This window comes from Streptomyces sp. NPDC041129 (assembly GCF_055592265.1).
Genome location: NZ_JBVIYV010000010.1, coordinates 155,211 through 179,731 on the forward strand (window position 1 = coordinate 155,211; position 24,521 = coordinate 179,731).

At 74.1% G+C, this 24,521-nt stretch carries 25 protein-coding genes; 5 read left to right on the forward strand and 20 right to left on the reverse strand.

The window, feature by feature from the left end:
- Nucleotides 1–13 precede the first annotated feature (13 nt).
- The 10 genes from ACZ6B1_RS28020 to ACZ6B1_RS28065 form a co-directional block, all read right to left on the reverse strand.
- Nucleotides 14–406 carry an STAS domain-containing protein gene (locus tag ACZ6B1_RS28020; RefSeq protein ID WP_468782820.1) on the reverse strand — a complete coding sequence of 131 codons (393 nt, stop codon included), beginning with the start codon at nucleotides 404–406 and terminating at the stop codon, nucleotides 14–16.
- Entirely contained in the window at nucleotides 403–1,497 is a 1,095-nt protein-coding gene (locus ACZ6B1_RS28025; RefSeq protein WP_468782822.1) for a cobalamin B12-binding domain-containing protein, read from the reverse strand. The genes ACZ6B1_RS28020 and ACZ6B1_RS28025 overlap by 4 nt, the downstream gene beginning before the upstream one ends.
- On the reverse strand, nucleotides 1,494–3,188 hold the full coding sequence (locus ACZ6B1_RS28030) for a PP2C family protein-serine/threonine phosphatase (protein ID WP_468782824.1): 1,695 nt from the start codon (nucleotides 3,186–3,188) through the stop codon (nucleotides 1,494–1,496). Before ACZ6B1_RS28030 ends, ACZ6B1_RS28025 begins: the two co-directional genes overlap by 4 nt.
- Nucleotides 3,189–3,295: 107 nt before the next feature.
- Nucleotides 3,296–4,117 carry an oxygenase MpaB family protein gene (locus ACZ6B1_RS28035; protein ID WP_468783107.1) on the reverse strand — a complete coding sequence of 274 codons (822 nt, stop codon included), beginning with the start codon at nucleotides 4,115–4,117 and terminating at the stop codon, nucleotides 3,296–3,298.
- Nucleotides 4,118–4,181: 64 nt separating this feature from the next.
- A complete protein-coding gene (locus ACZ6B1_RS28040; RefSeq protein ID WP_468782826.1) occupies nucleotides 4,182–4,670 on the reverse strand; it encodes an MSMEG_6728 family protein in 489 nt (162 codons plus the stop codon).
- A gap of 34 nt (nucleotides 4,671–4,704) precedes the next feature.
- Nucleotides 4,705–4,938 carry a hypervirulence associated TUDOR domain-containing protein gene (locus ACZ6B1_RS28045; RefSeq protein ID WP_468783108.1) on the reverse strand — a complete coding sequence of 78 codons (234 nt, stop codon included), beginning with the start codon at nucleotides 4,936–4,938 and terminating at the stop codon, nucleotides 4,705–4,707.
- A gap of 616 nt (nucleotides 4,939–5,554) precedes the next feature.
- Nucleotides 5,555–6,457, reverse strand: coding sequence for an SDR family oxidoreductase (locus ACZ6B1_RS28050; protein WP_468782828.1), 903 nt, complete (start codon nucleotides 6,455–6,457; stop codon nucleotides 5,555–5,557).
- Nucleotides 6,454–6,906, reverse strand: coding sequence for a hypothetical protein (locus ACZ6B1_RS28055; RefSeq protein ID WP_468782830.1), 453 nt, complete (start codon nucleotides 6,904–6,906; stop codon nucleotides 6,454–6,456). The genes ACZ6B1_RS28050 and ACZ6B1_RS28055 overlap by 4 nt, the downstream gene beginning before the upstream one ends.
- 36 nt (nucleotides 6,907–6,942) lie before the next feature.
- A complete protein-coding gene (locus ACZ6B1_RS28060) occupies nucleotides 6,943–8,562 on the reverse strand; it encodes a phytoene desaturase family protein (protein ID WP_468782831.1) in 1,620 nt (539 codons plus the stop codon).
- Nucleotides 8,555–9,064, reverse strand: a complete 510-nt coding sequence (locus tag ACZ6B1_RS28065; protein ID WP_468782833.1) for an SRPBCC family protein — start codon at nucleotides 9,062–9,064, stop codon at nucleotides 8,555–8,557. Before ACZ6B1_RS28065 ends, ACZ6B1_RS28060 begins: the two co-directional genes overlap by 8 nt.
- A gap of 118 nt (nucleotides 9,065–9,182) precedes the next feature.
- On the opposite strand from ACZ6B1_RS28065, the gene ACZ6B1_RS28070 reads away from it, so the two are divergent.
- Both ACZ6B1_RS28070 and ACZ6B1_RS28075 read left to right on the forward strand, forming a co-directional pair.
- On the forward strand, nucleotides 9,183–9,407 hold the full coding sequence (locus ACZ6B1_RS28070; protein WP_468782835.1) for a hypothetical protein: 225 nt from the start codon (nucleotides 9,183–9,185) through the stop codon (nucleotides 9,405–9,407).
- Nucleotides 9,408–9,544: 137 nt separating this feature from the next.
- Nucleotides 9,545–9,955, forward strand: a complete 411-nt coding sequence (locus ACZ6B1_RS28075) for an ATP-binding protein (RefSeq protein WP_468782837.1) — start codon at nucleotides 9,545–9,547, stop codon at nucleotides 9,953–9,955.
- Between the two features lie 40 nt (nucleotides 9,956–9,995).
- Here the strand turns inward: ACZ6B1_RS28075 and ACZ6B1_RS28080 are convergent, their stop codons facing one another.
- On the reverse strand, nucleotides 9,996–10,898 hold the full coding sequence (locus ACZ6B1_RS28080) for a YegS/Rv2252/BmrU family lipid kinase (RefSeq protein WP_468782838.1): 903 nt from the start codon (nucleotides 10,896–10,898) through the stop codon (nucleotides 9,996–9,998).
- Between the two features lie 50 nt (nucleotides 10,899–10,948).
- The gene (locus ACZ6B1_RS28085; RefSeq protein ID WP_468782840.1) at nucleotides 10,949–12,541 is read right to left on the reverse strand and encodes an FAD-binding oxidoreductase; all 1,593 of its coding nucleotides are present in this window, start codon (nucleotides 12,539–12,541) and stop codon (nucleotides 10,949–10,951) included.
- A gap of 83 nt (nucleotides 12,542–12,624) precedes the next feature.
- Here ACZ6B1_RS28085 and ACZ6B1_RS28090 point away from each other — a divergent pair, with 83 nt between their 5' ends.
- Nucleotides 12,625–13,224, forward strand: a complete 600-nt coding sequence (locus ACZ6B1_RS28090) for a TetR/AcrR family transcriptional regulator (RefSeq protein ID WP_468782842.1) — start codon at nucleotides 12,625–12,627, stop codon at nucleotides 13,222–13,224.
- Complete coding sequence (locus tag ACZ6B1_RS28095; protein ID WP_468782843.1) at nucleotides 13,221–14,804, forward strand: glycerol-3-phosphate dehydrogenase/oxidase; 1,584 nt, start codon at nucleotides 13,221–13,223, stop codon at nucleotides 14,802–14,804. The genes ACZ6B1_RS28090 and ACZ6B1_RS28095 overlap by 4 nt, the downstream gene beginning before the upstream one ends.
- A gap of 42 nt (nucleotides 14,805–14,846) precedes the next feature.
- On the opposite strand, the gene ACZ6B1_RS28100 is transcribed toward ACZ6B1_RS28095, so the two are convergent.
- A complete protein-coding gene (locus tag ACZ6B1_RS28100; protein WP_468782845.1) occupies nucleotides 14,847–16,220 on the reverse strand; it encodes a tannase/feruloyl esterase family alpha/beta hydrolase in 1,374 nt (457 codons plus the stop codon).
- Between the two features lie 508 nt (nucleotides 16,221–16,728).
- On the opposite strand from ACZ6B1_RS28100, the gene ACZ6B1_RS28105 reads away from it, so the two are divergent.
- Nucleotides 16,729–17,955: a cytochrome P450 gene (locus ACZ6B1_RS28105; RefSeq protein ID WP_468782847.1), complete on the forward strand. Its 1,227-nt coding sequence runs from the start codon at nucleotides 16,729–16,731 to the stop codon at nucleotides 17,953–17,955.
- 11 nt (nucleotides 17,956–17,966) lie between these two features.
- On the opposite strand, the gene ACZ6B1_RS28110 is transcribed toward ACZ6B1_RS28105, so the two are convergent.
- From ACZ6B1_RS28110 to ACZ6B1_RS28140, 7 genes are all read right to left on the reverse strand, one after another.
- Nucleotides 17,967–18,761: an SDR family NAD(P)-dependent oxidoreductase gene (locus ACZ6B1_RS28110; RefSeq protein ID WP_468782849.1), complete on the reverse strand. Its 795-nt coding sequence runs from the start codon at nucleotides 18,759–18,761 to the stop codon at nucleotides 17,967–17,969.
- Between the two features lie 55 nt (nucleotides 18,762–18,816).
- Nucleotides 18,817–19,881, reverse strand: a complete 1,065-nt coding sequence (locus ACZ6B1_RS28115) for a YihY/virulence factor BrkB family protein (protein ID WP_468782851.1) — start codon at nucleotides 19,879–19,881, stop codon at nucleotides 18,817–18,819.
- A 64-nt stretch (nucleotides 19,882–19,945) separates the two neighbouring features.
- On the reverse strand, nucleotides 19,946–20,533 hold the full coding sequence (locus ACZ6B1_RS28120; protein ID WP_468782853.1) for a sigma-70 family RNA polymerase sigma factor: 588 nt from the start codon (nucleotides 20,531–20,533) through the stop codon (nucleotides 19,946–19,948).
- A gap of 164 nt (nucleotides 20,534–20,697) precedes the next feature.
- Nucleotides 20,698–21,411, reverse strand: coding sequence for a hypothetical protein (locus ACZ6B1_RS28125; protein ID WP_468782855.1), 714 nt, complete (start codon nucleotides 21,409–21,411; stop codon nucleotides 20,698–20,700).
- A gap of 88 nt (nucleotides 21,412–21,499) precedes the next feature.
- A complete protein-coding gene (locus tag ACZ6B1_RS28130) occupies nucleotides 21,500–22,156 on the reverse strand; it encodes a ScbR family autoregulator-binding transcription factor (RefSeq protein ID WP_468782857.1) in 657 nt (218 codons plus the stop codon).
- A 282-nt stretch (nucleotides 22,157–22,438) separates the two neighbouring features.
- Nucleotides 22,439–23,677, reverse strand: coding sequence for a cytochrome P450 family protein (locus ACZ6B1_RS28135; RefSeq protein WP_468782859.1), 1,239 nt, complete (start codon nucleotides 23,675–23,677; stop codon nucleotides 22,439–22,441).
- Nucleotides 23,678–23,798: 121 nt separating this feature from the next.
- Nucleotides 23,799–24,482 (reverse strand): ScbR family autoregulator-binding transcription factor, encoded by a 684-nt coding sequence (locus tag ACZ6B1_RS28140; protein ID WP_359551275.1) that lies wholly within the window; start codon nucleotides 24,480–24,482, stop codon nucleotides 23,799–23,801.
- Nucleotides 24,483–24,521 lie beyond the last annotated feature (39 nt).

A 24,521-nucleotide genomic window follows, 5' to 3' on the forward strand; every position in this document is an offset into this window, starting at 1 on the left:
GGCGAGGCCGGTGTCACGAGAGCACCGCCCCGGTGACGCCGCCCTCTTTCGGCGAGCCCGGTTCGCCCGTCACTACGGGTGCCGTGAGGTGTCCGAGCACGTTCGTGTGGCGCAGCACGCGCTCCAGGACCTCGGGCCGGTTGTCCAGGTGCAGCACGGCGCCGGCCGCCCGGGTGTGCCGGTGAATCATCAGCAGCGCGGACAGTCCCATGGAGTCGATGTACGTGAGTGCGGCGAAGTCCAGGCGCACGTGGCGGGGGGCCGGCGGGCCGGCGAGGCGGGCGACGACGGTTTCCACCAGCTCGTCGCTGGTGTCGTAGTCGAGTTCCCCGGCGACGCGCACCGTCAGGGTGGACGGCGCGCTGACCGTGGCGAGGCTGAATTCGGTGACATGGTGCTGGGTCATACGCGCAGGTCGGGTCCGGGTCCGTGAGCGGGCGAGTGGGCACGCTCGAGCAGGGCGGTGGCGCCCTCACGGAGCATTTTCAGGGTACGCGGGAAGTCATGCAGCCGGTCGGGCAGCGCGTCGAGACCGCTGAGCAGGGAGACCGCCGGGACGTTTCGGGCATCGAGGATCTCGGCGGTCCACAGGAGGAAGCCGGTGAACACCTCCGCGTCGTCGACGTAGAGCGCCGTGCCCAGGAAGTCGACGATGTGCGCGACGTCCTCGGCGGTCCGCTCCCGCTGCTCGTCACTGTACCGACGCAGCGCGGGGAAACGGTCCTCCAGATCCTGCAGCGTCTGTTTGACGAGTGTGCCGCGGGACTGGACGACCATCGTGTACTCCTGGTCGGCCAGGTGCGGCAGGTCGTCCACGACCTGCCGGGCGGAGGCGGGGTCCGGGTGCGGCAGCTCGGCCTCCAGTGCCGCCGCGGCGCCGCGGGCGTCGGCCGCCCACCGGTCCGCTCCGAGCGCGAACGCGTAGCGGCCCTGCGGGCCGAACGCGCGGCCCCCGGCCAGCACCGGGACGCCGAGGGCCTGGCAGGCCGTGATGGCCGCGTGCGCGGTGGGCAGGTGGGTGGGGGTGGACCCGGACAGCAGCACCGCCCGCGGGTTGGTGTGGTGCAGGTGGGCGACGAGGTGGGGGGTGGGTGTCTGCGCGCCGAGGTAGTCGACCTGCCAGCCGCGCAGGCGCAGTATCTCCGCCACCAGCCGGGCGGGGAAGGCGTGCCACTCCCCGTCCACACAGCCGACCGTGACACGTCCGCGGTACTCACGCCGGTACGGGCCGGCGTCCTGGCGATGGGCGAGGGCGGCGACCACCCGCTCGTTGACGGCGGTGGCGGCGTGTTCCTGGGCCACGCTGATGCGGTTGGCGGCCCATTCGGTGCCGATCTTCTCCTGGACCCGGGCGATGACGTCCAGCAGCAGGGTCTCCTCGTCGACGCCCTCGGCGAGCGCGCCGTGCACGATGCCGACCGCGCTGTACTCGTCGCCGTCCACGACGGCCCGCCAGAGCCGGTCCTCGATCCGGCTCACCTGTAGGGGACGGCTCACCTGTGCCTCCCGCCGCGCTCGCCCGCGCCGTGGCCGGAAGTGCCCGGCGAGACCATCGCCGGGGCGCCCTTGGCGGGGGCACTGACGGCGACGGTCGCCATGTCGTCGTGGCGGCCCGTGCCGATCCACTGGGCGGCGAGCATCTGCACCCGCTCCACGACGGCCTCGGCCGGCAGCCCGGCGCACTCGGCCAGGGTCCTCCGGAGCCGCCGTTCGCCGAACATCTCGTCGCCGAGCGGCCCGCCGCGTGCCTCGGTGATGCCGTCCGTGTACAGCAGGCAGGTCTCTCCGGGGCCGAGCACCGCCTCGGCGCCGACCGTGCTGATCTCCGGCAGCGCGCCGACCAGGGTGCCCCGGGTGGGCACCTCCTCCACGCTGCCGTTGCGCCGCACGATCAGCGGCGGCAGGTGTCCGGCGCTGGTCAGCCGTACGTGCACCCGGTCCTCGCGACGGCGCACGGAGGCCAGCACCAGGGTGGCGAACCGGGTGTGCTGGGTGGTCAGCAGGGCGCCGTTCAGCAGTTTCAGCACCTCGTCGTGGTTTCCGGCCAGGGGCAGCAGGGCGTGCAGGGTGTTGCGGATCTTGCCGGTCAGCACGGCCGCGTCCAGGCCCTTGCCCGCGACGTCTCCGAGTACGACGAGGGTCTCCTGCGAAGTCTCGGCACCGGGGTGGAAGTCGTAGAAGTCACCGCCCACCCGCTCCTCGTCCCCGGCGGGGCGGTACTCCCCGGCGTACTCGACCCCGTCCACCGTGTGCAGGGCGGGCGGCAGGAGTTCGCGCATCAGCGTGGCCGTGATGGCGGTCTGCTCGGTGTAGAGGCGGGCCGCGGAGAGGGCGGCTCCGGCCCGGGCGGCGAACAGCCGCGCGAAGACCTCCTCGCCCTCGCTGAAGGCCCGCTCGCTGCAGGAGCGGAGCAGGATGAGGGCCCCGGCCGGGACGCCGTGCCCCGGCAGCGGGGTGACGATCACCGAGCCCACGGGCCCGGCGAAGCCTTCCGGGACCACCCACTCGGGGAGGCCGTCCGGGTCGATCCACCGGGCCGGGACCGGGGGGAATCCCTGCAGGGCCTCCGCCAGGCCGTGCACGGCGCGCGGGTCGATCTTCCGCACGGTCCGCTGGGCGGGGTGGCCCCGGTGGGCGTAGGTCAGGGTGTGCCGGCGCCCCTGCGGGGGCAGCACGAGCACGGCGGCCTCGGCGAGGTGCTCCGCGGCCATGCCCACGGTCGCCTCCGCGCAGCGCGGCACGTTGAGGGTGGACAGCAGTCTGCTGGACACGGCCGACAGGATGGCCACCCGTTCCTGCGAGCTGTGCAGGGCGGTCTCGGCCACCCGCCGGTCGGTGTCGTCGATGAGCCACCAGACCACGGCCCCGTCCTCCGACGGGGTGGCATGCGCCTCGTAACGGCGTTCGTCGATCTCTCCGGTCAGGGGGCCGGCGAAGGCGCCGGCCGGTCCCTCGGTGAGGCGCCGGTGGGCCGCGGACAGCCAGGACGGCACGAGATGCTCCCGCGCGCCGTCGCCGTTCCCGTACGGCAGGAGCCGGCGGGCGGCGGCGTTCGAGCCCAGGAGGCCGCCGTTCCGGTCGATGACGAGGACCGGATAGGGGGCATCACCCCAGGTCTCGCCGACGTTGACGCCGGCGTCCCGCGGGTCGGCAAAAAAGCTGGGGGAAGCGCACACAAGCGGGGGCACGCACGCCGCGCACCCCACCACCTTCCTGCGTGAGGGGATGTTGTCGTTTGGCAACCGTCCCGCATCCACCGCCTGGAAGCAAGCCGCCCCCAGGCATTCGCGCACCGTCAGGGCGACGGCGGGGGCGGCGCCATGGCCCAGCGGATCGTGCGGGTCAGCAGGTGACCGGCCGGGCGCACCGTGAGGTCCTCGACCAGCGGGACCCGAGGCAGCCGCAGCAGACCCCGGGCCCAGTCCGGCAGGAGGTTCACGGCGTTCGCCGCCAGGGCGCCGTACAGGGGGCGGGCCGCGAGCGGCACGGGCGGTTCGAGGAGCAGGAAGCGCGCCACGGCGCGGGTCTCGGGGGTGGCCCTGAGTTCGGGCCGGTAGCGCTCCAGCCGCTCGGACAGGGCGTGGCGGTCGCGTGGCGGGTCGGTCACCCCGAGGGCCTCGGCGACCGTCGCGGTGTCGGCGGCGTAGCCGTCGTAGCCGGCCGGGTCGAGACGGTGGGCGCCGTAGCGTTCGTGGGCGCGCAGGAAGCACTCCGTCTCGGCGGTGTGCACCCAGCCGAGGAGGTGGGGGTCGGCGGCGTGGTACGGCTCACCCTGCCGGGTGTGCCCGCGTACGTTCTCGTGGATGCCGCGGACCTGGTCGACGGCCGCCTGCGCGTCGGCCGCCGTGCCGTAGGTGGTGACGGCGAGGAAGGCACTGGTCCGCTGCAGCCGCCCCCAGGGGTCGCCGCGGTAGCCGGAGTGGGCGTCGACGGCCGCCATGGCGAGTGGGTGCAGGGACTGGAGCAGGAGGGCGCTCACCCCGCCGATGAACATCGAGGCGTCGCCGTGCACGGTCCGGATGGGCCGGTCGGGCCCGAACCAGCGGGGGCCGGGGGTGCCATGGATCCGGGCGCGGATCTCCCGTCCGTCGGGGCCCGCCACCCGGCGGAAGAGCATCGCGCCGAACTGGGCGCGCAGGTCCGGCAGCACGGCTTCTCCCGTCTCCCGTAGGCCGCCCGCGTCACTCGCCGGCGGACACCCCGTCTCGTTCCCGGTCGGACCGCGGCCACACATACGGCAGGTCGTCGGGTACGCCGGGAAAGGTGGGGCCATAGGCGTGGGGGTCCTTGCGGACGAGCGCCGAGCGGTGGCTGCGGTGGAAGTCCTCGTCGCCGAGCCAGGGCGGCAGTTCGCCGGCGGCCGCGAGAGCCGGCTGGTCGCGTACGGGGGCACCGGGTCGCTCTGCGGCGAGGCCGGCGACCAGCGAGGCGGCGCAGCTGTCCTGATGGCCCTGGTCGCGCCAGACCCGGCAGATCTCCAGGCCGTAGCGCACCAGGGCCTCCTCGTATCCGGTCCACATGCGCACGGCGGGGTGCCGGCGCCATCCGTATCCCGGGACGGTCAGGCCGCGCAGGACCTGCAGCGCCTCCACGCGCTGTTTGCCGAGGCGCCGGCGGTCCAGGAGCAGGGCGGAGCGGTGGAAGTCGGGGTCGGGCAGGAATGTCTGCATGACGGCCGTCCTCGCCTCCCGCGGTGGCCCGCGGTCACTTCTTGCGCAGCGCGGAAGGCTTGTGCACCGCCCGCTTGCCGGACTTGGCGCTGCGGACCTCGTACTGCGGCTCGCCGGACGAGGCGTCCACCGTGCGTCCGGCGGCCTCGGTGCGCTTGGTGAGCTTCCGCTCGACCTCGCCCTCGACGGTGCTTCCGTGGCTCTTCCAGGCCACGGTGTCGCCCTTGGAGAGATCCTTGCCGGAACCCTCGCGCTTGTTCCTCGCCATGGTCATCGGTCCTTCCGTCGCACCCCCCGTGGCGTGGTCATCCCCCCTGTCGTGGCCGTCGGTCCTCTCGTCCCCCCGTCCCGCGCAGCCCCCGCGATCCCGTGTACCCGCACCGGAGCGGCGGACGCGGCGGCAGGGCCCCGGCCACGCCACGTCCTCCTTCTCCGCCCGTCCCATGAAGCCCACCAGAGCGACGACCAGCAGGTCGAACGCCACGAGGACCGTCAAGGAGACGCTGAACGCGTGGGCGGCCGTGGCCGGGCCGGTGTGGTCCGAGACCAGGCCGAAGAAGATGCCGCCGGTCAGGGCCGTTCCCACGGTCGCGAGAGGGCCGCGATGGTCAGGCCCATACCGACCGCCGGCCACAGCAGCGGCAGGGCGAGCAGGGCGACCTCGCCGCCCGCGCCGATCTGCCGTACCAGCAGGGCGAGTCCGGCGTAGCGGAGGGCGACCAGGAAGGAACCGACTGCCGGGGCCCACCGGCCCAGCCGGCTGACGGCCCTGCCGGCTGACGGCCCTGCCGGCTGACGGCCCTGCCGCCGAGGGCGGTGGCGCCGAAGAACCCGGCACCCGTCGGGAGGTACATGAGACCTTCCCGTCCCGCCCCTTGTCGTGATCACCGGTCGTCGCGTCCGCCGGTCCCGGCCGCGGCGCGGTCGGCGTCGCCGCCGGCGCCGAGCAGCCCGGTGTGCACAAGGGGTTCCCGCGCCTCCAGACGGGGCAGTTCACGGCGGGACAGCCGCAGGACCACCGGGGGCAGGGCGGCCCGCACCGGCTGGACGAGCCTCAGCCAGGCCGGTGCGTAGATCGCCGTCCGGCGGCGTTCCAGGCCGCGGACGACCCGTTCGGCGACGTCGTCGGCGCTGTACTTCCGGCGGGCGGGCGGCGGCATGTGGCCCCGCAGTTCCCGCAGCACGGCGTACCGGTCGGCGTCGCGGATCATCTCCGTGTCCATCCAGTTGAGGTAGGCGATGCCCACGCCGACGCCGCGGTGGGCCACCTCGGCCCGCAGCGAATGCGTGAAGGCCTCCACCCCTGCCTTGGAGGCGCAGTAGGCGCTCATCATGGGCGCGGCACCCATCGACGCCAGGGAGGCGATCTGCAGGTGGTAGCCGGCCGTGGCCACGAGGTCCGGCAGGAAGGCCCGGGCCGTCTGGGCGCTGCCGACGAGGTTCACTTCGATCACACGGCGCCACTCGGCCGGGTCCGAGGAGACGAACGGGCCGCCCTCGGCGACACCGGCGTTCGCGATCACGGCGGACGGGCGCCCGAGACGGCGGCGCACCTCCTCGGCGGCGGCCCGCAGCGCGGGGGCGTCGGTGATGTCGACCTCGTGGGCCAGGGCCCGCCCCGGCAGCCGGGCGGCGACCTCCGCCAGCAGGGCCGGCTCGTGGCCCAGCAGCGCCGGCACACCGCCGCGGCGGGCGACCGCGTACGAGAGTGCTGCGCCCAGGCCGCGTGCCGCGCCGGTCACCACGACCACCCGGTCCCGCAGGGGGCTGCTGTCCGAGCCCGTCATGTCCCGTCCGTTCCGGGGCGGGCCGTGTGGTCGGGGTGCCCGGCGGTGCGGCGGGCCTCCTTCATCTCCGCCTCGTACATGTGGTCGCGTCCCTGGGCGAGTTCGTCGACCGCGCTGCGTTCGAGGTCCCGGAACGGCTGGTAGTAGGACTGGTCGTAGGCCTCGACGATCTGGAACGTCCAGTGGCCGGGGATGACGTTGCGGCCCAGGATCTCCGTCTCGATCTTGTCGGCCCACTCCGGGTGCCCGGCCTCCCGCAACAGGCTGACCGCACGGTCCAGTTCGAGGTCGGCGCCACCGGTGAGCTGGTGGAAGTCGTAGAGGCTTCCGCGTGCCCGTTCCGTCGTCTCCAGGGCCTTGGACAGTGATCCGAGGGCCTCGACCGTCTTGTCGTCGACACCCTCCGGGCGCCGGTGCCGGCGGTCGGGGCCGTCCTGGTGTTCGTTCATGCCGCTCCCTGCTGTTTCGTTGCTGCCGACCGGCCGTCAGTGCCGGCGGCCGGTCCGGTCGCGCCGGGCGAGCATCCGCTGGGCGCCGGCCAGGCCCCTGGTCCGGTGGCCGCGGAGCACGGCCCGGGCCGCGTTCGCCCCGCACGCTCCGTGTACGCCGCCCCCGGGGTGGGCGCCGGCGGAGGCCAGGTAGAGACCCGGCACAGGGGTCTCCGGCCGTCCGGTGCCGGGCAGCGGACGGAAGACGAGCTGCTGGTGCATGGCGGTCGTGCCGCCGTTGATGGCACCGCCGAAGAGGTTGGCGTCGAGGGCCCCGAGTGCGGGCGGGGCCAGGATGCGCCGGGCGCGGATGCGGGACCGGAAGCCGGGCGCGAAGCGTTCGACCTGGCGCTCGACCCGATCCGCCATGCGCTCCTGGTCGTCGGGACCCCACTTCCCGGTGATGCCCTCGTCGCCGGCGTCCCCGCGGATGTCGTGCGGGATGTGCGTGTAGGCCCATGCCGCCTCGGTGCCTTCGGGGGAACGGGAGGCGTCGGCCGTGGTCATCTGGCCGAACAGAGCGAAGGGGCGGTCGGGCACCTGGCGCATGGCGATCTGCGCGGCGAAGCGGGTCAGTTCGTCCATGCCGTCGGCCAGGTGGACGGTCCCGGCGCCGGCGGCCCGCTCGTCCCGCCACGGCACCGGACCGTCGAGCGCCCAGTCGACCTTGAAGGTGGCGAAGTCCCACTGGAAGCGCCGCAGATCCTCCAGCACCTGCTCGGGCAGGTGTGCGGAGCCGACCAGCTCCTGGTACAGGGCGGGCACGGCGACGTCGGCGAGCACGGCGCGCCGGGCGGACAGCGCCTGTCCGTCGGCCGTGCGCACTCCCACCGCCCGGCCGCCGCGCACGACGACCCGCTCGACGCGCCGCCCGCAGCGCAGCTCTCCGCCACGGCTGAGCAGACGACGTACGAGCGCGCCGGTGAGCTCCCCGGCTCCGCCCACCGGCGCGGGGAAGCCGTAGGTCTGTCCCAGCATGGACATCAGCCAGCCGAAGCCCCCGCTGCCGGCGGACTCGGGGGCGAGGTCGGCGTGCAGCGCGTTGCCGGCCAGCAGCAGCCGGCCGCCTTCGCCGCGGAACTCCTCCTCGCCCATGCGGCGTACCGGCAGGATCAGGGAGCGTGCCACCCGCAGGCCGCCCGAGGCGCGCAGGTCGAGGGCCAGTTTCGCCATGGACTTGACCGGCGGGAACGGGGTGAACAGGGCGCCCAGCACACCGGGGCGCAGCTTCTGCCACAGCTCGACCAGCCGGTGCCAGGCGGCTCCGTCGCCCTCGGCGAAGGACTCGAGGGATGCCGCCGTGTCCTCGGTTCGCCGGTGGAGCACCGCGCATCTGCCGTCGGTGAGCGGGTGGGCGAGCACGCTCGGCGCGTGGCTCCAGCGCAGTCCGTGCTCCTCCAGGCGCAGGGCGGAGAGCACGGGCGACGCGGCCGCCAGGGGGTAGAAAGAACTGAACATGTCGCTGACGAAGTCGGGGTCCACACCCCGGTCGTGCCGTACGGCGCCGCCCGGTTCCGGCTGCTCCTCCAGCACGGTCACGCTCCACCCGGCGTCCAGCAGCAGATTGGCGGCGACCAGGCCGTTGGGGCCCGCTCCGATCACCACGGCGTCAGGCATGACCGGCTCCGCTCCCGCCCGGGGCGTACCGCCCGCCCGGCCGCGAGTGCCGGTCCCGCACCCCGGCGGTGCCGTCGTCCTCGCAGGTCTTCGCCAGGCGCGCGAGCATGGCCCGGTGGCGGAGCTGGATCAGTGCCTCGAAACCGAGGTTGTGCAGGGTCCCGCCAGCGCCCTGGAGCGGGTGCTCGTCGACGATGACCAGGCAGTACTCCCCCCATCTGCGCAGCTCGATGCAGATGCGGGCGGTGCCGAGCGGTCCCGCCTTGGCCTCGAGTTCCAGGACGGACCCCTCCACGCAGCGCCGTACGACCGTCTCGTTGCCGACCTCGAAGGGGCCCAGCCGGACCTGGTAGCTGATCGACGCCGACTCCTGCGGCCACTCGCCGTCCTTCGGCCGGGACGCGGCGGTTCCCACCACCCACTGCGCGTACCGGCTGCCGTCGGCGAGGACCTCCCACACCCTGTCCGGACTGGCCTTGATCAGACGATGCCGAACCGCCACGTGCGCCTCCTGGTGTATATGTCCGTTTTACCGTGCTCACCGAGTGCCCTTCCGGCCCCGCCCGACACGTGTCCTCGTCCCGGGTGCGGGGTCGGCCGAACCGGCCGATGCTGGAGCCATGCCCGGCAAGCGCCCAGTGATCGTGCAGTTGCCGTCCCCGACCGGCGGACGTCGGGTGCGGGTCGGCGGCGAGATCCTCGGCCTCGCGCACAGCGTGCGCGACCTGGTCGAGTTCCTGCGCCGGGCGGGTCTGGAGATCGAGCCGGAGGAAGTGGCGGACTCGCCGCTGATCGACTGGCGCGGCATGGGCCCGGACCGGTGGGAGGCCGAGACCCGGACCTGAGCGCGGGGGGCGCGCGGTCCTTCCCGAGGGCATCGAGGCGTTCGGCCCGATGTCCGGTGTGCCCGGTGGGGTACTGGTCGCGTCGATACCCACCGAGCGGGTATCCGCGTGGCACGGCCACTGCAGGAAGGCACACCTTGAGCGAATCATCACTGCGGGCGGTGGGCTGGGCGCGCTCACTGCCGCTGAACTCGAGCGTCAAGACCGCGCGTGACTGGGCGCGCGAGCATCTTCGGTCACTGGGCTGGACCGAGTCCGCGCCGGAGACCGTGGACGACGTGCTGCTGACCATCTCGGAGCTGGTCACCAACGCCCACCTGCACGCGCACAGCGCGGCCGACCTGGTGCTGACCTGGGACAGCACCTGTCTGCACGTGGCCGTCCACGACCGTTCCCGGCAACTGCCGGTCCCCCGGCCCGCCGACACCGAGCGTCCGGGCGGGCGGGGCATGCTGCTCGTCGACGCACTGGCCGACACCTGGCACACCCGCCCCTGCCCGGACGGCAAGGTGGTGCACGCCTGTTTCCGGCCGCCGGACACCGGCTGACGCCGGGACTCCCAGCGGCCGCGTGGTGGCCGGGGGCCCGTCAGTCGCCGGCGGTGCCCCGCCGGTACAGCACGGGCAGGTCGGCGGGGCGCACCCGGAGCGTCACCGGCAGGGTGGCCTCCACCTCGCCGTCGGCGCCGTAGGGAACGGGCCGGGAGGCCTCGATGCGCAGTTCGCGTCCGCGCAGGATCCGTACCTCGGGGCGCTTGACATGGGCGCCGGTCTTCAGTTCGTTCATCAGCGTGAAGAACAGCAGGCGCGGTGCCTCGCGGATCAGTACGACGTCGAGCAGTCCGTCGTCGACCCGCGCTCCGGGGGCGATGAGGCGGCCGAAGCCGTAGTAGGGGGAGTTGGCGGCCACGACGGTGTAGCCGCGGTGGTGGTGCTCCTCGCCGTCGACGGTGACGCGGTAGTCGGCGGGCCGCCAGGTGGTGACGGCCCGCAGCCCGCCCGCGTAGTACGAGGCGGCGCCGCGCAGCAGCCGGCTTTGGTTCGCGTGCCGGTTGGCGAGCGCGTCGACTCCGGCGTAGACGCTGCCGAGGACCACGGTGCGCGGGTGGGCGGCCGATTCGACCTCGATGGTGTCGACCCGTCCGGGCTCCGCGTTCAGCAGGATGTCGGTGAGTGCGGCGGGGTCCCGGGGCAGGCCGAGGGCGCGCGCGAAGTCGTTGCCCCGCCCGGCGGGTACGAGGCCCAGGACGGTGCCGGTGCCACTGAGCGCGCCGCCGATGCCGCCGGCCATGCCGTCGCCGCCGACCGCCAGGACCACCCGGCCGCGTGCTCCGGCCTGCCGGGCGATGTCCTGGGCGTGGGCGAGGCTGTGGCTGTACTCCGTCTCCAGCTCGGCTCCGGCCTCGCGGAGCAGGCGGGCCACCTGGAGCAGTGACGCCGCCCCGGTCGAGTCACCCGCGGTCGGGTTGACGACGGCGGTGAACTGTCGCATCGGTGTGCCTCCGGGCGGTGACGGTGGGAGCGGAAGGGGCCGGGGGTGGGTCAGTCGGTGGGCAGCAGGACGCCCGGGTTGAGGAGCCCGTCCGGGTCCAGGCAGTGCTTGACGGCGCGCAGCGCGGCCACGCCGAGGGCGCCCGCCTCCCGGACGTACCAGTCGCGGTGGTCGGTGCCCACGCCGTGGTGGTGGCTGATGGTGCCGCCGGCGGCGAGGACGGCGTCGTTGGCGGCGTGCTTGGCGGGTGCCCAGTGTTCCACCGGTTCCTCGCCCTGGGCGCTGACGACGGTGAAGTAGAGGGAGGCGCCGTTCTCGTACACGTGGGAAATGTGGCACATCACCAGCGGCGGGGTGCCGGCCCGGGTGAGGGTGTCGGTGAGGGCCGTGCGCACCGCGTCGTACAGCTCGGGGATCCGGGACCAGAAGGCGGCGGTCTCCAGGGTCTCGGCGAAGGCGCCCGCGTCGAGCAGGGCGTCGCGCAGGTAAGGGGCGGAGTAGCGGCCGTGGGCCCAGCGCTCGCCCGGTTCGGCTCCGATCGGGGTGCCGCCGCAGGCACGCAGGACGGCCGCCGCCCGCTCGCGTCGCCGGCCGGTGTCCTCGGCGGTGCCCTCGTAGCCGGTGATCGCCACGCATCCGGCGTCGCCCCGCTCGAGCTGGGAGCCGATGTCGTCCGGCTGGGCGAGGCCGATGAGCGTCTCGGTCTCGTCGGACAGGCGCAGCACGGTGGGCCGCGGTCCGTCCTGGGCGAGCCGGCGCAGGGCGGCGGCGCCCTCCTCGAAGGAGGCGAACCGCCAGCCCTCGTAGACGCGCACCTGCGGCAGCGGGCGGATCCGGACGAGGACGGAGGTGATGACGCCGAAGGCGCCCTCCGAGCCGAGGACGAGCTGGCGCAGGTCGGGTCCTGCGGCGGAGCGCGGGGCGCGGCCGGTCTCGATGGTGCCCTCGGGGGTGGCGAGGGTGAGGCCGAGCACCATGTCGTCGAAGCGGCCGTAGCCGGCGGAGGCCTGTCCGCTGGAGCGGGCGGCGGCGAAGCCTCCGATGGTCGCCCACTCGTAGGACTGCGGGAAGTGGCCGAGGGTGAAGCCCTGTTCGGCGAGCAGCGCCTCGGCCTCGGGAGCGCGCAGGCCGGGCTGGAGCACAGCGGTACGGGAGACCGGGTCGAGGTCGAGCAGGCCGTTCATCCGGCGCAGGTCCAGGGCGACGAAGGCACGCCGTTCGGGGGCGAGTCCGCCCACGACCGAGGTGCCGCCGCCGAACGGGACGACGGCGAGGGCGTGCTCGGCGCAGGCCCGCAGCACGGCGAGGACCTCGTCGTGGGAGGCGGGCAGGACCACCGCCTGCGGGACGTCGGTGACGTCACCGGCGCGCAGCCGGAGCAGATCGGGGGTGGACTTGCCACGGGTGTGCCGGATGCGGCTCTCGGCGTCCGTGAGGACGTGCTCGTCGCCGCCGGCGGCCTCGGCGAGCGCCTTCAGGGCGGTCGGTCCGGCGGTGGGCTCGGGCAGCCGGATGTCCTCAAGGGCGAGTGCCGGCGCGGTGCGCGGCGCGACGCCCAGCAGATCGCGCAGGAGTCCGGTCACCGTGCCGGGCAGCGGTGCGGCCTTCGCCGGGTCGCCCCAGCCGTTCCACAGCATGTCCATCGAAGGGTCGTCCTCACAGGTCGGTGTGCTCGGTTCGCGCGGCGGCGGCTCCGCCCGGCCCCCGGGGCGTTACACTGTGACACATGACGCCTATTCGTCACAACGGTTCGGACAGCGATCCCGTGCTCGACGCGGTGCGCGACTGTGTGCTGGCCGTGGGGGTGCGCCGCACGACGCTGGCCGACGTGGCCCGCCGCGCCGGCGTCTCGCGGATGACGCTGTACCGGCGCTGGCCCGATCTGCGCACCCTGGTCGGCGATCTGATGACCCGTGAGTGGATCGACGTGGCCACCCGCGCGATACCGGAGCCCACGCCGGACACCTGCACCCGCGCCCGGATCGTGGACGGGCTGGTGGCGGGGGTGGAGGCCTTCCGCGCGCACCCGCTCTTCCGGAAGATCGTCGACGTCGATCCCGAACTGCTGCTCCCCTACGTCCTGGACCGGCGCGGCACCAGCCAGGAGGCGCTGCTGGCGCTGCTGGCCGAGGCGCTGCGCGAGGGCCACGCGGACGGTTCGGTGCGCACCGCCCACACCGAGCGGCAGGCGCGCGCCCTGCTGCTGGTGGTGCAGTCCTTCGCCCTGTCCCTGCGCACGATGACCGACGAGGACGACCCCGACCTCGACTCCGCCGCCCTGCTCGGTGAGCTGCGCGCCCTTCTGGAGAGGACCCTGACGCCATGAGCCACCCCGAGGCCGTACCCGGATCGTCCCTCAGCGCGGGCCGGCGCACCCGTGAACTCGCCGAGGCGGCGGACGGCCGGATCTGCGACGTCCTGGTCGTCGGGCTCGGCGCCACCGGGGCCGGAGCGGCCCTGGACGCAGCCGCCCGCGGGCTGGACGTCGTCGCGGTCGACGCCCATGACCTGGCGTTCGGCACCTCGCGCTGGAGCTCGAAGCTGATCCACGGCGGACTGCGCTATCTCGCCTCCGCGCAGTTCGACGTCGCGCACGAGAGCGCCGTCGAGCGCGGGGTGCTGATGACCCGCACCGCCCCGCACCTCGTGTCCGCCCAGCCGTTCGTGCTGCCGCTGACCCCGCTGGTGTCGCGGGCCCAGGCCTCGCTGGCCTGGGCCGGGTTCCGGGCCGGTGACATGCTGCGGCTGGCCGCGCGGACGCCCCGGCAGGTGCTGCCCGCGCCGCGTCGGCTGTCGGCGACGGAGGCCCGGCACCTGGCGCCCGCGGTGCGCGCCGACGGGCTGCGCGGCGGGCTGCTGTCCTGGGACGGCCGGGTGACCGACGACGCCCGGCTGGTGACGGCCCTGGCCCGCACCGCCGCCGCGCGCGGCGCCCGGGTGCTGACCCGGGTGCGGGTGCTGGAGCTGACCGGGACCGGCGCCCGCGTCCGGGACGAACTGACCGGCGAGGAGGGCGAGATCCGCGCCCGCTCGGTGATCAACGCCACCGGCGTGTGGGCGGGCGAGCTGGTCGACGGCATCCGGATCCGCCCCTCCCGCGGCACCCACCTGGTCCTGCGCTCGGAGCGGCTCGGCACGCTGCCGGCCGGCCTGCACATCCCGATCCCCGGCGAGACCAACCGCTTCGTGCTGGTCCTGCCGCAGGGCGACGGCCGGGTCTACGTCGGCCTCACCGACGAGCCGGTCGACGGTCCCCTGCCGGACGTGCCGGAGGTCCCCGAGACCGACATCGGCTTCCTGCTGGACGTGCTCGGGTCCGTCCTGGACGTTCCGGTGCGCCGGGACGAGGTCGTCGGGGCCTTCGCCGGGCTGCGCCCGCTGCTGGACACGGGCGGGTCCGGGGGCGAGGGTGACGCACCGGCCCGGACCTCCGACATCTCCCGCCGGCACGCGGTACTGACCTCGGCGGACGGGGTGACCACCGTCGTCGGCGGCAAGCTGACCACCTACCGGCGGATGGCGCAGGACGCGGTGGACGCCGCCCTCGAGGCCCGCGGCCTGCCCGCCCGGCCCTCCCCCACCATGGATCTCCCGCTGGTCGGCGCCGCCCCGCCCGCAACTCTGCGGGCCCTGCCCGCACCCCGCCGCCTGGTCCGCCGACACGGCACCGAGGCGCCGGCCGTCCAGGCCCTGGCGACAAGCGATCCGGCGCTGGCCGGACCGGTCCTGCCGGGCCATCCGGTCACCCGGGCCGAGCTCGTCTGGGCCGCCCTGCACGAGGGCGCCCTGGAGGCGTCGGACCTGCTGGACCGCTGCACCCGGATCGGCCTGGTCCCCGAGGACCGCAGCGAGGCGCTCACCACCGCCCGGGAGGCACTGGAACGGGCGACCGCGGGGCAGCGCTGAGTCGGGGGCGGGCCCGGGGCCCGGCGAAGGGCAGCAGTAAGGTCAGGTCAGCGACCCCGTGTTGACCAGGTCGCCGGTGGCCGGCCGGGCCACCGTGCCGCTCGCCGGGGGTTCCTCGTGGTGTTCCACCCAGTCCGTCAGGGCGGTGAAGGCGGCCCGGTAGCAGGGCAGGATCGGGCGGAGCCGGTCCGGGTAGGTGTCGTAGAGGCTGTCGACGTGGGTGCCGCCCTCGATCCGGTAGTAGCGGTGCAGCCGCGAGCGGCCCTGCTCGGCGATCATCCGCGCGTACAGGTCGGACTGGACCCGGATGGGTATCAGCGCGTCCAGGGTGCCGTGCACGGTGATCATGGGCTTGCCGATCCGGCCGGTGAGCGAGACCCGGGCGACCGCGTCGTGGACGGCGCGGGGCCGGGCCGCGTAGTCGTACTCGGCGTCGGAGGGGCAGGGGGCGAGGATCTCCTCGACCGTCGAACCGGCCGAGGCGCCGGGGTGGTCGGGGTCGTAGCCGGGGTCGAACTCGGCGCGGTAGGTCTTCTGGGTCAGTCCCCAGTAGACCTTCTCGTGGTACGGCCACAGGAACTCCGAGCCGCGGGCGAACCCGGCCGCGTACATGTCCTCGTCACCGGCCCGGCCGAGCTGGCGGGCGACGGCGGTGGGCAGGAACGTGAAGAGGTTCGGGCCCTCCGGGCGCCACAGCGGCCCCTCCCAGTCCACCCCGCCGTCGTACAGCTCGGGGTGGTTCTCCAGCTGCCACCGGGTGAGGTAGCCGCTGTTGGAGATCCCGGTCATGTAGGTGCGGCGCGGGGCGTGTCCGTAGTGCTGGGCGACGACCGCCCTGGCGGCGCGGGTGAGCTGGGTGGTGCGCCGGTTCCACTCGACGAGGGCGTCGCCGGGACGCTTGCCGTCGGTGTAGAAGTCGGGCCCGCTGTTGCCCTTGTCGGTGGCGGCGAACGCGTACCCCTGGGCCAGCACCCAGTCGGAGACGAGGGTGTCCATCGCGTACTGCTTGCGGACGCCGGGGGCGCCGGTGACGACGAGCTTGCCGTTCCAGTCCTCGGGCAGCCGGATCACGAACTGGGCGTCGTGGTTCCAGCCGTGCAGCGTGTTCAGCCGCGAGGAGCCCGGGAAGTAGCCGTCGATCTGCAGGCCGGGCACGCCGGTGGGGTTGCGGGTGCCCTTGGCTGCGAGTCCGGCCCAGTCGGCGGTGTCGGTGTAGGCCGTGCCGGCGAGGGCGCTGGTCGTCAGGTCGTCGTGGCGGGAGATCTGCTGCAGCTCGGCGCCCGGAACCGTGATCCGGCGCCGGCCGCCGCCCCGGCCGGGCGAGCCGTCGTCGGCCCGGGCCGAGGCCGCGGGGGTGACGGACGCCGCCGCGAGCAGGGCGGCGGACAGGAGGGTGCGTCGACGGCTGGGGTGCATGGTGCGGCCTTCCGGGTCCGGTGGTGCGGGTACGGAGGGAGCTGGAGCGTGCCGTGCACATGGTTGGCCTCCCGCGTCCGCCCGACCATGGTCGACAGCCACACATCGAAAGCGTCAGTGATGGCATGAGCGCACATGTCGGCGAGGTCCGGCGCACCCGGCCGCCGAGGGGCGCTCACCGCTCCCGGCGTGCGGGCCGTCCGCGGCTGCGGCACGCTACAGACAGGTTCGGCGAAGGGACGCAGCGTGGCCGACGGTGGCAGACCGCCCCGGCCGTCCGGGCGAGGCAGCGCGGACGGTGCCGGGCGAGCACACGAGCCGGCCCCGCGACCGGGCGGGGAGCCCCGCACGCCTCGGCCGGCCCGGGTGGTCGTACGGCGGCCACCTCGTCCGCACCGCGACGGCCCCTCCCCCGGGTACTCCGGTGTGGAGCACGGGACCTGCTGACGCGCGGCCGCCCACCGGCGGACCCGCACTTCGGAATCGGGACAGTCAGGAGTAATGCGACATGAGCTTCGACACCGAACCCGCGGCACCTGCCCCGCAGGTGCGGCACTGGCCCGTCGACGACCTGCCCGCCCTGGAGCCCGACCCGTTCCTGGACGAGGTGCTCCGCGACGAACCGGTCACCCGGATCACCCTGCCGTACGGCTCCGGGGACGCCTGGCTGGTCACCCGCTACGAGGACGTCCGCTTCGTGACCTCCGACCCGCGCTTCTCCCGGGCGGAGCTCGTCGGGCGCGCGGTGACCAGCATGGCGCCGCAGGCGGTGGCGTCGCAGACGGCGGGGCTGCAGTACATCGACCCGCCGCGGCACACCCGGCTGCGCCGGGTTGTGGCCCGGGCGTTCACCGCCAGGGGCATGGACCGGCTGCGCCCGCTGGCTGAGCGCACCGCGGACCGGATGCTGGACGCCATGGAGCAGGCCGGACCGCCGGCCGATCTGATGGAACACCTGCACACCCCGTTCCCGATCGCCGTCGTGTGCTTCTTCCTCGGCGCGGACGAGGACGACTGGCGCGACTGGGCCGGGAACTCCGAGGCGCTGCTGTCCAAGGACCCGGACGGCGGCGACCGCAACCGGGCGGCGCGCGAGGCGACCCGCGGCCGGGTCGTCGACCTGCTCGCGCGGCGTCGTGAGGAGCCCCGGGAGGATCTCGCCAGTGTGCTGGCCCAGGCCGCCGCGACGGGCGAGATCAGCGACGACGAGGCGGTCTCGCTCGCGATGGCCGTCTACGTCAGCGGCGGACACGCGGTCCGCAACAACAGCGGCTCCATGATGTACGCGCTGCTGACCCATCCGGCCCACCGCGACCGGCTGCGGCGCGATCCGGCGCTGGTGCCGAAGGCGGTGGAAGAGCTGTACCGGTTCGTGCCCCACCGCAACGGCGTCGGGATCCCCCGGATCGCCACCGAGGACGTGGAGGTCGGCGGCCGCCTCATCCGCAAGGGCGATGTCGTCTACAACGCCTACGTCGCCGCCAACCGTGACCCCGCGGTCTTCCCCGACCCGGACGCCCTCGACTTCACCCGGGACGGTGCCGGGCACCTAGCCTTCGGACACGGCCCGCACTTCTGCCTGGCGGCCCTGATGGCTCGGATGGAGGCCGAGGTCATGATCAGGGCCGTGCTCGGCCGCTTCCCGCGGATCCGGCTCGCCGTGGCGGCCGAGGACGTCGAGTTCCAGCGCGAGGGGCTGATCCGCGGGCCGCGTGTCCTGCCGGTGACCTGGTAGCGCGGGGCCGGTCAGGGCAGGATCGCGTCCACGTACCCGCCGTCCACGCGCAGCGCTCCCCCGGTGGTCGCCGAGGCCTGCTCGGAGCTGAGGTAGACGACCATGTTGGCGATCTCCTCCGGCTCGATCAGGCGCTGCAGCAGGGACTGCGGGCGGTGCTCGCGCATGAAGGCCCGCTGGGCCTCGTCCCAGGGCAGGGACCGGTCGACGAGTTCGTACACGAAGTCCTCGACCCCGCCGGTGTGGGTGGGCCCGGCGATGACGGAGTTCACCGTCACGCCGGTGCCCGCCGCCTTCTTGGCGAATCCGCGGCTCACCGCGAGCAGCGCGGTCTTGGACATCCCGTAGTGGATCATCTCGGCGGGGATGACGACCGCGGAGTCGCTGGCGACGTACTGGATGCGCCCCCAGCCGCGCTCGGTCATGCCGGGCAGGTACAGCCGGGTCAGCCTTACCGCGGCCAGGACGTTGACCTCGAAGTACCGCCGCCACTCGGCGTCGCTGATCTCCAGCGGGTCGGCGGAGCCGAAGATGCCGAGATTGTTGACGAGGATGTCCACCCGCGGCAGCAGCCGGGCCACCCGGTCGGCCCCCTCCTCGCCCGCCACGTCCGCGGCCACCGGGACCAGTTGGGCGCCGGGGACCTCCCGGGCCAGCGTGGCGACCGCGGCCGACACGCTCTCCTCGCTGCGCCCGTTCACCGCCACCCGGGCCCCGGCACGGGCCAGACCGGCGGCGATGGCGGCACCGATGCCCTGCGTCGAACCGGTGACGAGGGCGGTGCGTCCAGTCAGATCGATATGCATGCGACGACTGGTTCCCCGCGCGCGGGCCGTCCTACCGGGTCGCGGCCCGGCAGGCTCACGCCTCGTCCACCCGGCGTACGTCCTCCTCGTCCCACGCGCGCGTGTCGCGCGGTTCGACGTACGGCTCCGCGTCCGCCGGGTTCCCGCCGGCGATCGCCCGCTGCCGTGCGGTCTCCGCGTCGAACTCCAGGCCCAGCAGGATCGCCAGGTTGCCGATCCACAGCCAGACGAGGAAGACGATGACACCGGCCATGGTCCCGTAGGTCTTGTTGTACGAGGCGAACCCGGCGACGTACACGGCGAACCCGGCCGACGCGATCAGCCACAGGAGCAGGGCGAGGAAGCTGCCGGGGGTGATCCACCGGAACCCCCTGACCTTGGCGTTCGGGGTCGCCCAGAACAGGATCGCGATCATCACGGTGACCAGGACGACCAGGACCGGCCATTTGGCGATCGCCCAGGCCGTCAGCGCCGCGTCCCCCATGCCGAGGGCCTCCCCGGCGCGCCGGGCGAGGCCGCCGGTGAACACCACGATGAGGGCGCTGATCACGGCGAGCACCATCAGGACGACCGTCACGCCGAGGCGGACCGGGAGGATCTTCCAGATCGGCCGGCCCTCGGGGACGTCGTAGACGGCGTTCGCCGTACGGATGAAGGCGGCGACGTAGCCGGAGGCCGACCAGACGGCCAGCACCACGCCGACGACGGCGAGGACGGAGCCGGTGCCCGCGCTGCCCTGCAGCTGCTCCACCGCGCGCGTGAGGATGTCGCGGGCCGGGCCGGGGGCGAGGTGCTTGAGGTTGGTCAGCACCTTGTCCGTGGCGGACTTGCCCGTGATGCCCAGCAGGGAGATCAGCACCAGCAGCGCCGGAAAGAGGGACAGCACGCCGTAGTAGGTCAGCGCCGCGGCCCGGTCGGTCAGCTCGTCCCTCTTGAACTCGTGCAGCGAGCCCTTGAGGACCCGGCCCCACGCCGCCTTCGGCAGCTTCGTCGGCGCGTCCGGGGCGCGCCGCTCGACCTCCGGGCCGGGCCCGGCGTCCTCCGGTGACGGCGGCTCGGGCTCCCTGGCCTCGTCGCCGTCGTGACGGTCCTTGTTCCCTGGAAGATGCAGTCGCGCCATGTCCCCCCGGGTACCCCCGGAGGCGCGGATACGCAGCCGGGGGCAGGACACGGGCGGTTCTGTGTCAGGCGGCCTCGTCCAGCAGGCCGGTCAGCGTCGCCCGGGCCCGCGCCACGCGGGAGCGGACCGTACCGACCGGACAGCCGCCGGCCCGCGCCGCCTCCGCGTACGGCAGCCCGGCCAGCTGGGTCAGCACGAAGGCCTCGCGGCGCTCGTCCGGGAGCGCGGCCAGCAGGTCCAGCAGGGCGACGCCCTCGTCGAATCCGGGCAGGCCGCGCGGCTGGGCGCGTTCCACGGCGGTCTGCCAGTCGGGGGCGTCGGAGAGCCGGGGCCGGGCGGCGGCGTGCCGGTGGCTGTCGGCGACCGCCCGGCGCGCGATGGACAGCAGCCAGGTGCGCGCCGAGGAACGGCCCTCGAAGCGGTGGAGGCTGCCGAGCGCGCGCAGGAACGTGTCCTGGGCCAGGTCGTCGACGGCCTGGGGATCGGCGCACAGATGGGCGACGTAGCGCCTCACGTCGCGGTGCAGCGCGCGGACGAAGTGCTCCAGCGCGCGGGGATCACCGGCCCGGGCCGCGAGGGCCCACGCGGTGACCGGCTCGTCGGCGGGCGCGGGATCTTCGGCAGCGGTGGGCAGGAGGGCAGGAGTGATCACCTGGTGTCCTTCTCGGATCGTCCGGATCCGGGCCGCGGGCACGGTTCGGCGCCGGCGGTCCGGTGAGAGGGGCCGGCCGCCGCGGCACGCGCGCGAAGGTGCGGTGCGTGCGCGGGTACGGCCGGGGCCCGGGGCGCGGGGCGGCCCCGGGGTTCCTGCTGCCGTCAGACGGCAGCGGCCCCGGCCGGCGGGCCCCGGGAGACGATCGAGTGGACGAGGAGCAGCAGCCGCGGTGCCCGCGCCGAACCACGGCGGCGGATCCGCGGGCGCGGCCGCTCCGGGGTGGCGGGCAGGGCCAGCAGCAGCAGTGGCGCCGCCAGCCGGGCCGCCGCGGCCCGCAGGATGCGGAACGCGGCCTTCTCGCCGTACGCCAGCCACAGGCCGCACAGCAGCGCGGCGAGCAGGTGGGCGGCGAGCATGCCGGACGAGGAGCCGCTGCCGTCCGGGGAGTGCATGTGCCCCGTACCGGCCATGTGTGCCATGTGGCTCATGAGGCCCGTACCGGTGCCCGCCGTGCCCATGGAGCCCATGTCCATGGCGCCCATGTCGGCGGAACCCATGTCGAGGGAGCCCATGGAGCCCGTCCGCGTCGGGGCCGGATCCATGGACGTGGTGGCGGTGGAGGCCGGTTCGGCCAGCGAGAAGGCCTCGTGGAGCACCGTCTGCGCGGCGACCACGACCGTCACGACCAGCGGCAGGCCGCGCTCACGTCCCGTCAGCGACCAGCCGGCGGCGCCGGTCACGGCCAGCCCCGCGGCGAGCGCCCAGGCGGGGACGTGCCGGCCGGACATCAGGACGTGGCCCAGGGCAGCGAGCAGCACGCAGACGGCCGCGAACACCGCGGCACGCGCCGCGCGCGACCCCCACCCTGCCGTCATGACGCCTCATCCTCGCATCCGGGCGTTCCTCGTCATGCCCCGGTACGTGCCGGCCCCACTCGTGACTCAACCGGCGCGGGACGGCGGCCTACAGACCGGCCATGCTGTTCTCGGCGCTCCGGCCGACGACCGGCTCGCCGGCCGCCAGCCGTGCGGGGCCGGCGGCGGGCGCGGCGGTCAGCCGGGGCAGCAGGCAGGTCCAGAACTCCACCATGCGGTCCTCCGACTCCAAGTCCCGGTCCGGACCGCCGAGCCGCTCGAAGCCGACCGTCGCCGCCGCCACGACCGTGGCCACTCCTTCGGGCGAGACGCCGTCCCTCAACTCCCCCGCCTCGTGGGCCTGCCGGGCCGTGTCGCGCACCCAGTCGTGCCAGGTGTCGAGCACCGCTGTCGCGCTGTGCCGCGCGGGGTCGGCGCCGAGTACGAACCCGGCGCGCACCACGGGGTCGGCGGCCAGGGCCACCACCAGCCGGCGGATCGCGGTGACCAGCGTCCCCGCCGCCCCGGTCTCGGTGGACCGGGCGCGCTCGGCCAGCTCCCGCACCGAGTGGGCGGCGGCGCCCTCGATCTCGCGGGCGAGGGCGTCCTTGCTGGGGAAGTGGAAGTGCAGCGCGCCGGCGCTGACTCCGGCCCTCGCGCTGATCGCGGGCAGGGAGGCGCGGGCGTAGCCGTCGTGGGCGAAGGCCTCCGCCGCCGCGTGGATGAGGGCCTGCCGGGTGCGTGCCGCCCGTACCTGCTTGACCATGACGCCCTCCTCCTGGGCCGGCGCGGAGGCAGGCCACTCCTCAGCCCCGTAAACCGCATGTTCAGTATGTTTATGCGGGACGGGCACGGCAAGGCCTGACGTCACGCCGGGTGCGAAAACCCGTAAGGGCTGTCAAATGCCCTTGTCACCCGGGGAGTCGGCCGCGTTCGCCCACCGGGAAACCGCACGTGGGGTCGGCGGCGGGAAGCAGGCGGAGTCCGCCGCCCGGGCCGGACGGCGGACTTCGGGGCGGACCGGCTCTGCGGGCGGCCGCCCGCGCGTTCAGGAGGCCGGCGAGCGCAGCAGGACGGGCAGCGACCGGTAGCCGTTCAGCATGAACGTCGGCAGCGGCGCCAACTCCGTCGGCGCGCAGGCGAGTTCCACGGCCGGGAACATCTCGAAGAGCCGGGACAGCGCGGAGGCCGCCTCGATCTCACCTAGCGGGGCGCCGAGGCAGCGATGCGGTCCGTGGCCGAAGCCGAGGATGTCCCGGTCGCGGTCGCGCAGCAGGTCGAAGCGGTCCGCGTCGGGCCCGTGCCGCTCGGTCTCGTGGCCGCCGGCCGCGAAGTTGACGAGGATGCAGTCGCCCTTGCGGATCAGCACCCCGTCGAGGTCGATGTCCTCCACGGCGAACCGCATCGGCGCGTACGCGCCGGGCGTGTGGACGCGCATGGTCTCGGCGACCACGTCCGCCCAGGTGGCCCTGCCCTCCCGCACGTGCGCGAGCTGTTCGGGGTGGGTGAGCAGGGCGCCGGCGGCGTTGGTGATGAGGGTGGCGGTGGTGTCCTGGCCGGCGGCGATGAACATGAAGAGGGAGCCGAGCAGTTCGTCCTCGGTGAGCCGGTCGCCGTGGTCCCGGGCCGCGATCAGCGAGCTGGTGAGGTCGTCGCCCGGCCGTTCCCGCTTGTCCTTGACCAGTGCGGCCAGCCGCCCGAAGGCCTCCAGCCGGGCGGCCTCCATCTCCGCGCCCGGGACGGTGGAGCTGAACACGGTGCTCAGCGCGGCGGAGAGGGCGTCCGTCTCGGCACCTCGCGGCACACCGAACAATTCGCAGATGACCCTGAGCGGCAGCACCTCCGCGTAGGCGGTGCGCAGGTCGACCGGGGTGCCGGGCGGCAGGGCGGCGAGTTCGCCGAGCAGTTCGGCCGACAGTTCCCGGACGCGGGGCCGCAGCGCCTCGGAGCGCCGCGCGGTGAACGCGCCTGCCACCAGGCGGCGCAGCCTGGTGTGGTGCTCCCCGTAGGCGAACAGCATGTTCTCGTTCGCCACCCACGGGTAGAGCGGCCACTCCTCGGTGATCTTCCCCGCTATGAACGGCGGCCAGTGCAGCCGCGCGCTGCGCGAGACGCGCGGGTCGGTCAGCAGCCGCTCCACGTACGTCTGTCCCACGACGGCCCAGGCGAGGACCCCGCCGGGCAACTCGACCTGTACCGCGGGCCCCTGGGCGCGCAGCGTGGCGGCCTCGCCCATGTGGTCCCGGCCCATGAGGTCCAAGGCGTAGGGGCAGGCGGTCTGTTCCATCGGTGTGCTCCCTGGGTCGGTCCTGCATCACGTTGTGGCGTGGCGACGTGCCCATGGCAGCGGTGTCCGCTCCCCCGCTGCGGGAGAGGGCCTGCGGCCGTGCTCCGCGGAAGGCTCCCGTTCAGCCGGCGGCCGGTGCCTCCTGCGGTTCCCCGCGCAGCTCCATGGCCTCCTCGTGGACGCGTCTGCCCCGGTCGAGCGACATGTCCAGGCGCACCAGGACCGCGGGGACGGCGATGCTGGTCATCAGGTGCCGGTAGAGATCGACCACCCGCTCCATGAGGTCGGAGTGATCGTTCATGATCTTGGAGAGCACCTGTGCCCCGGTGAACGCGGCCACGAACGCCTTCGCCGCGGCCCGGACGTCGACCTGGGGCAGCAGTTCCCCGTTCGCCTTCGCCCGTTCCAGCAGCATGGCGTTGTAGTCGACCCAGGAGGCCATCGGCACCCGGCGGTCCAGCCCGTCGTGCGGTGAGCCCTGGTCCACGGTGAGGCGGATGCTGCCGCGCACCATGGGATCTCCCGAGCCGAGCAGATGGGCGAGGAGGAAGCCCGCGTCCAGCCCCTCCTGGAGCACCAGTTCCCGTGGCGGCGATTCCGGCACCGACTTCAACTGGTCGGTCAGCACCGCCTGGGCGAGCTGCTCCTTGGAGGCGAAGTGGAAGTAGAGGGCACCCTTGGTGACGTTCGCCCGCTGGAGGATCTCCGAGATGGTCGCGGCCTCGTAGCCGACGTCGGCGAACACGTCGGCGGCTGCCACCAAAATGTTGCGCCTCGTCCTGATCGCTCGTTCCTGCAGGGCCACGGCACATCCTCCGCACTGGCTTCACGGACCGGTCGGCCA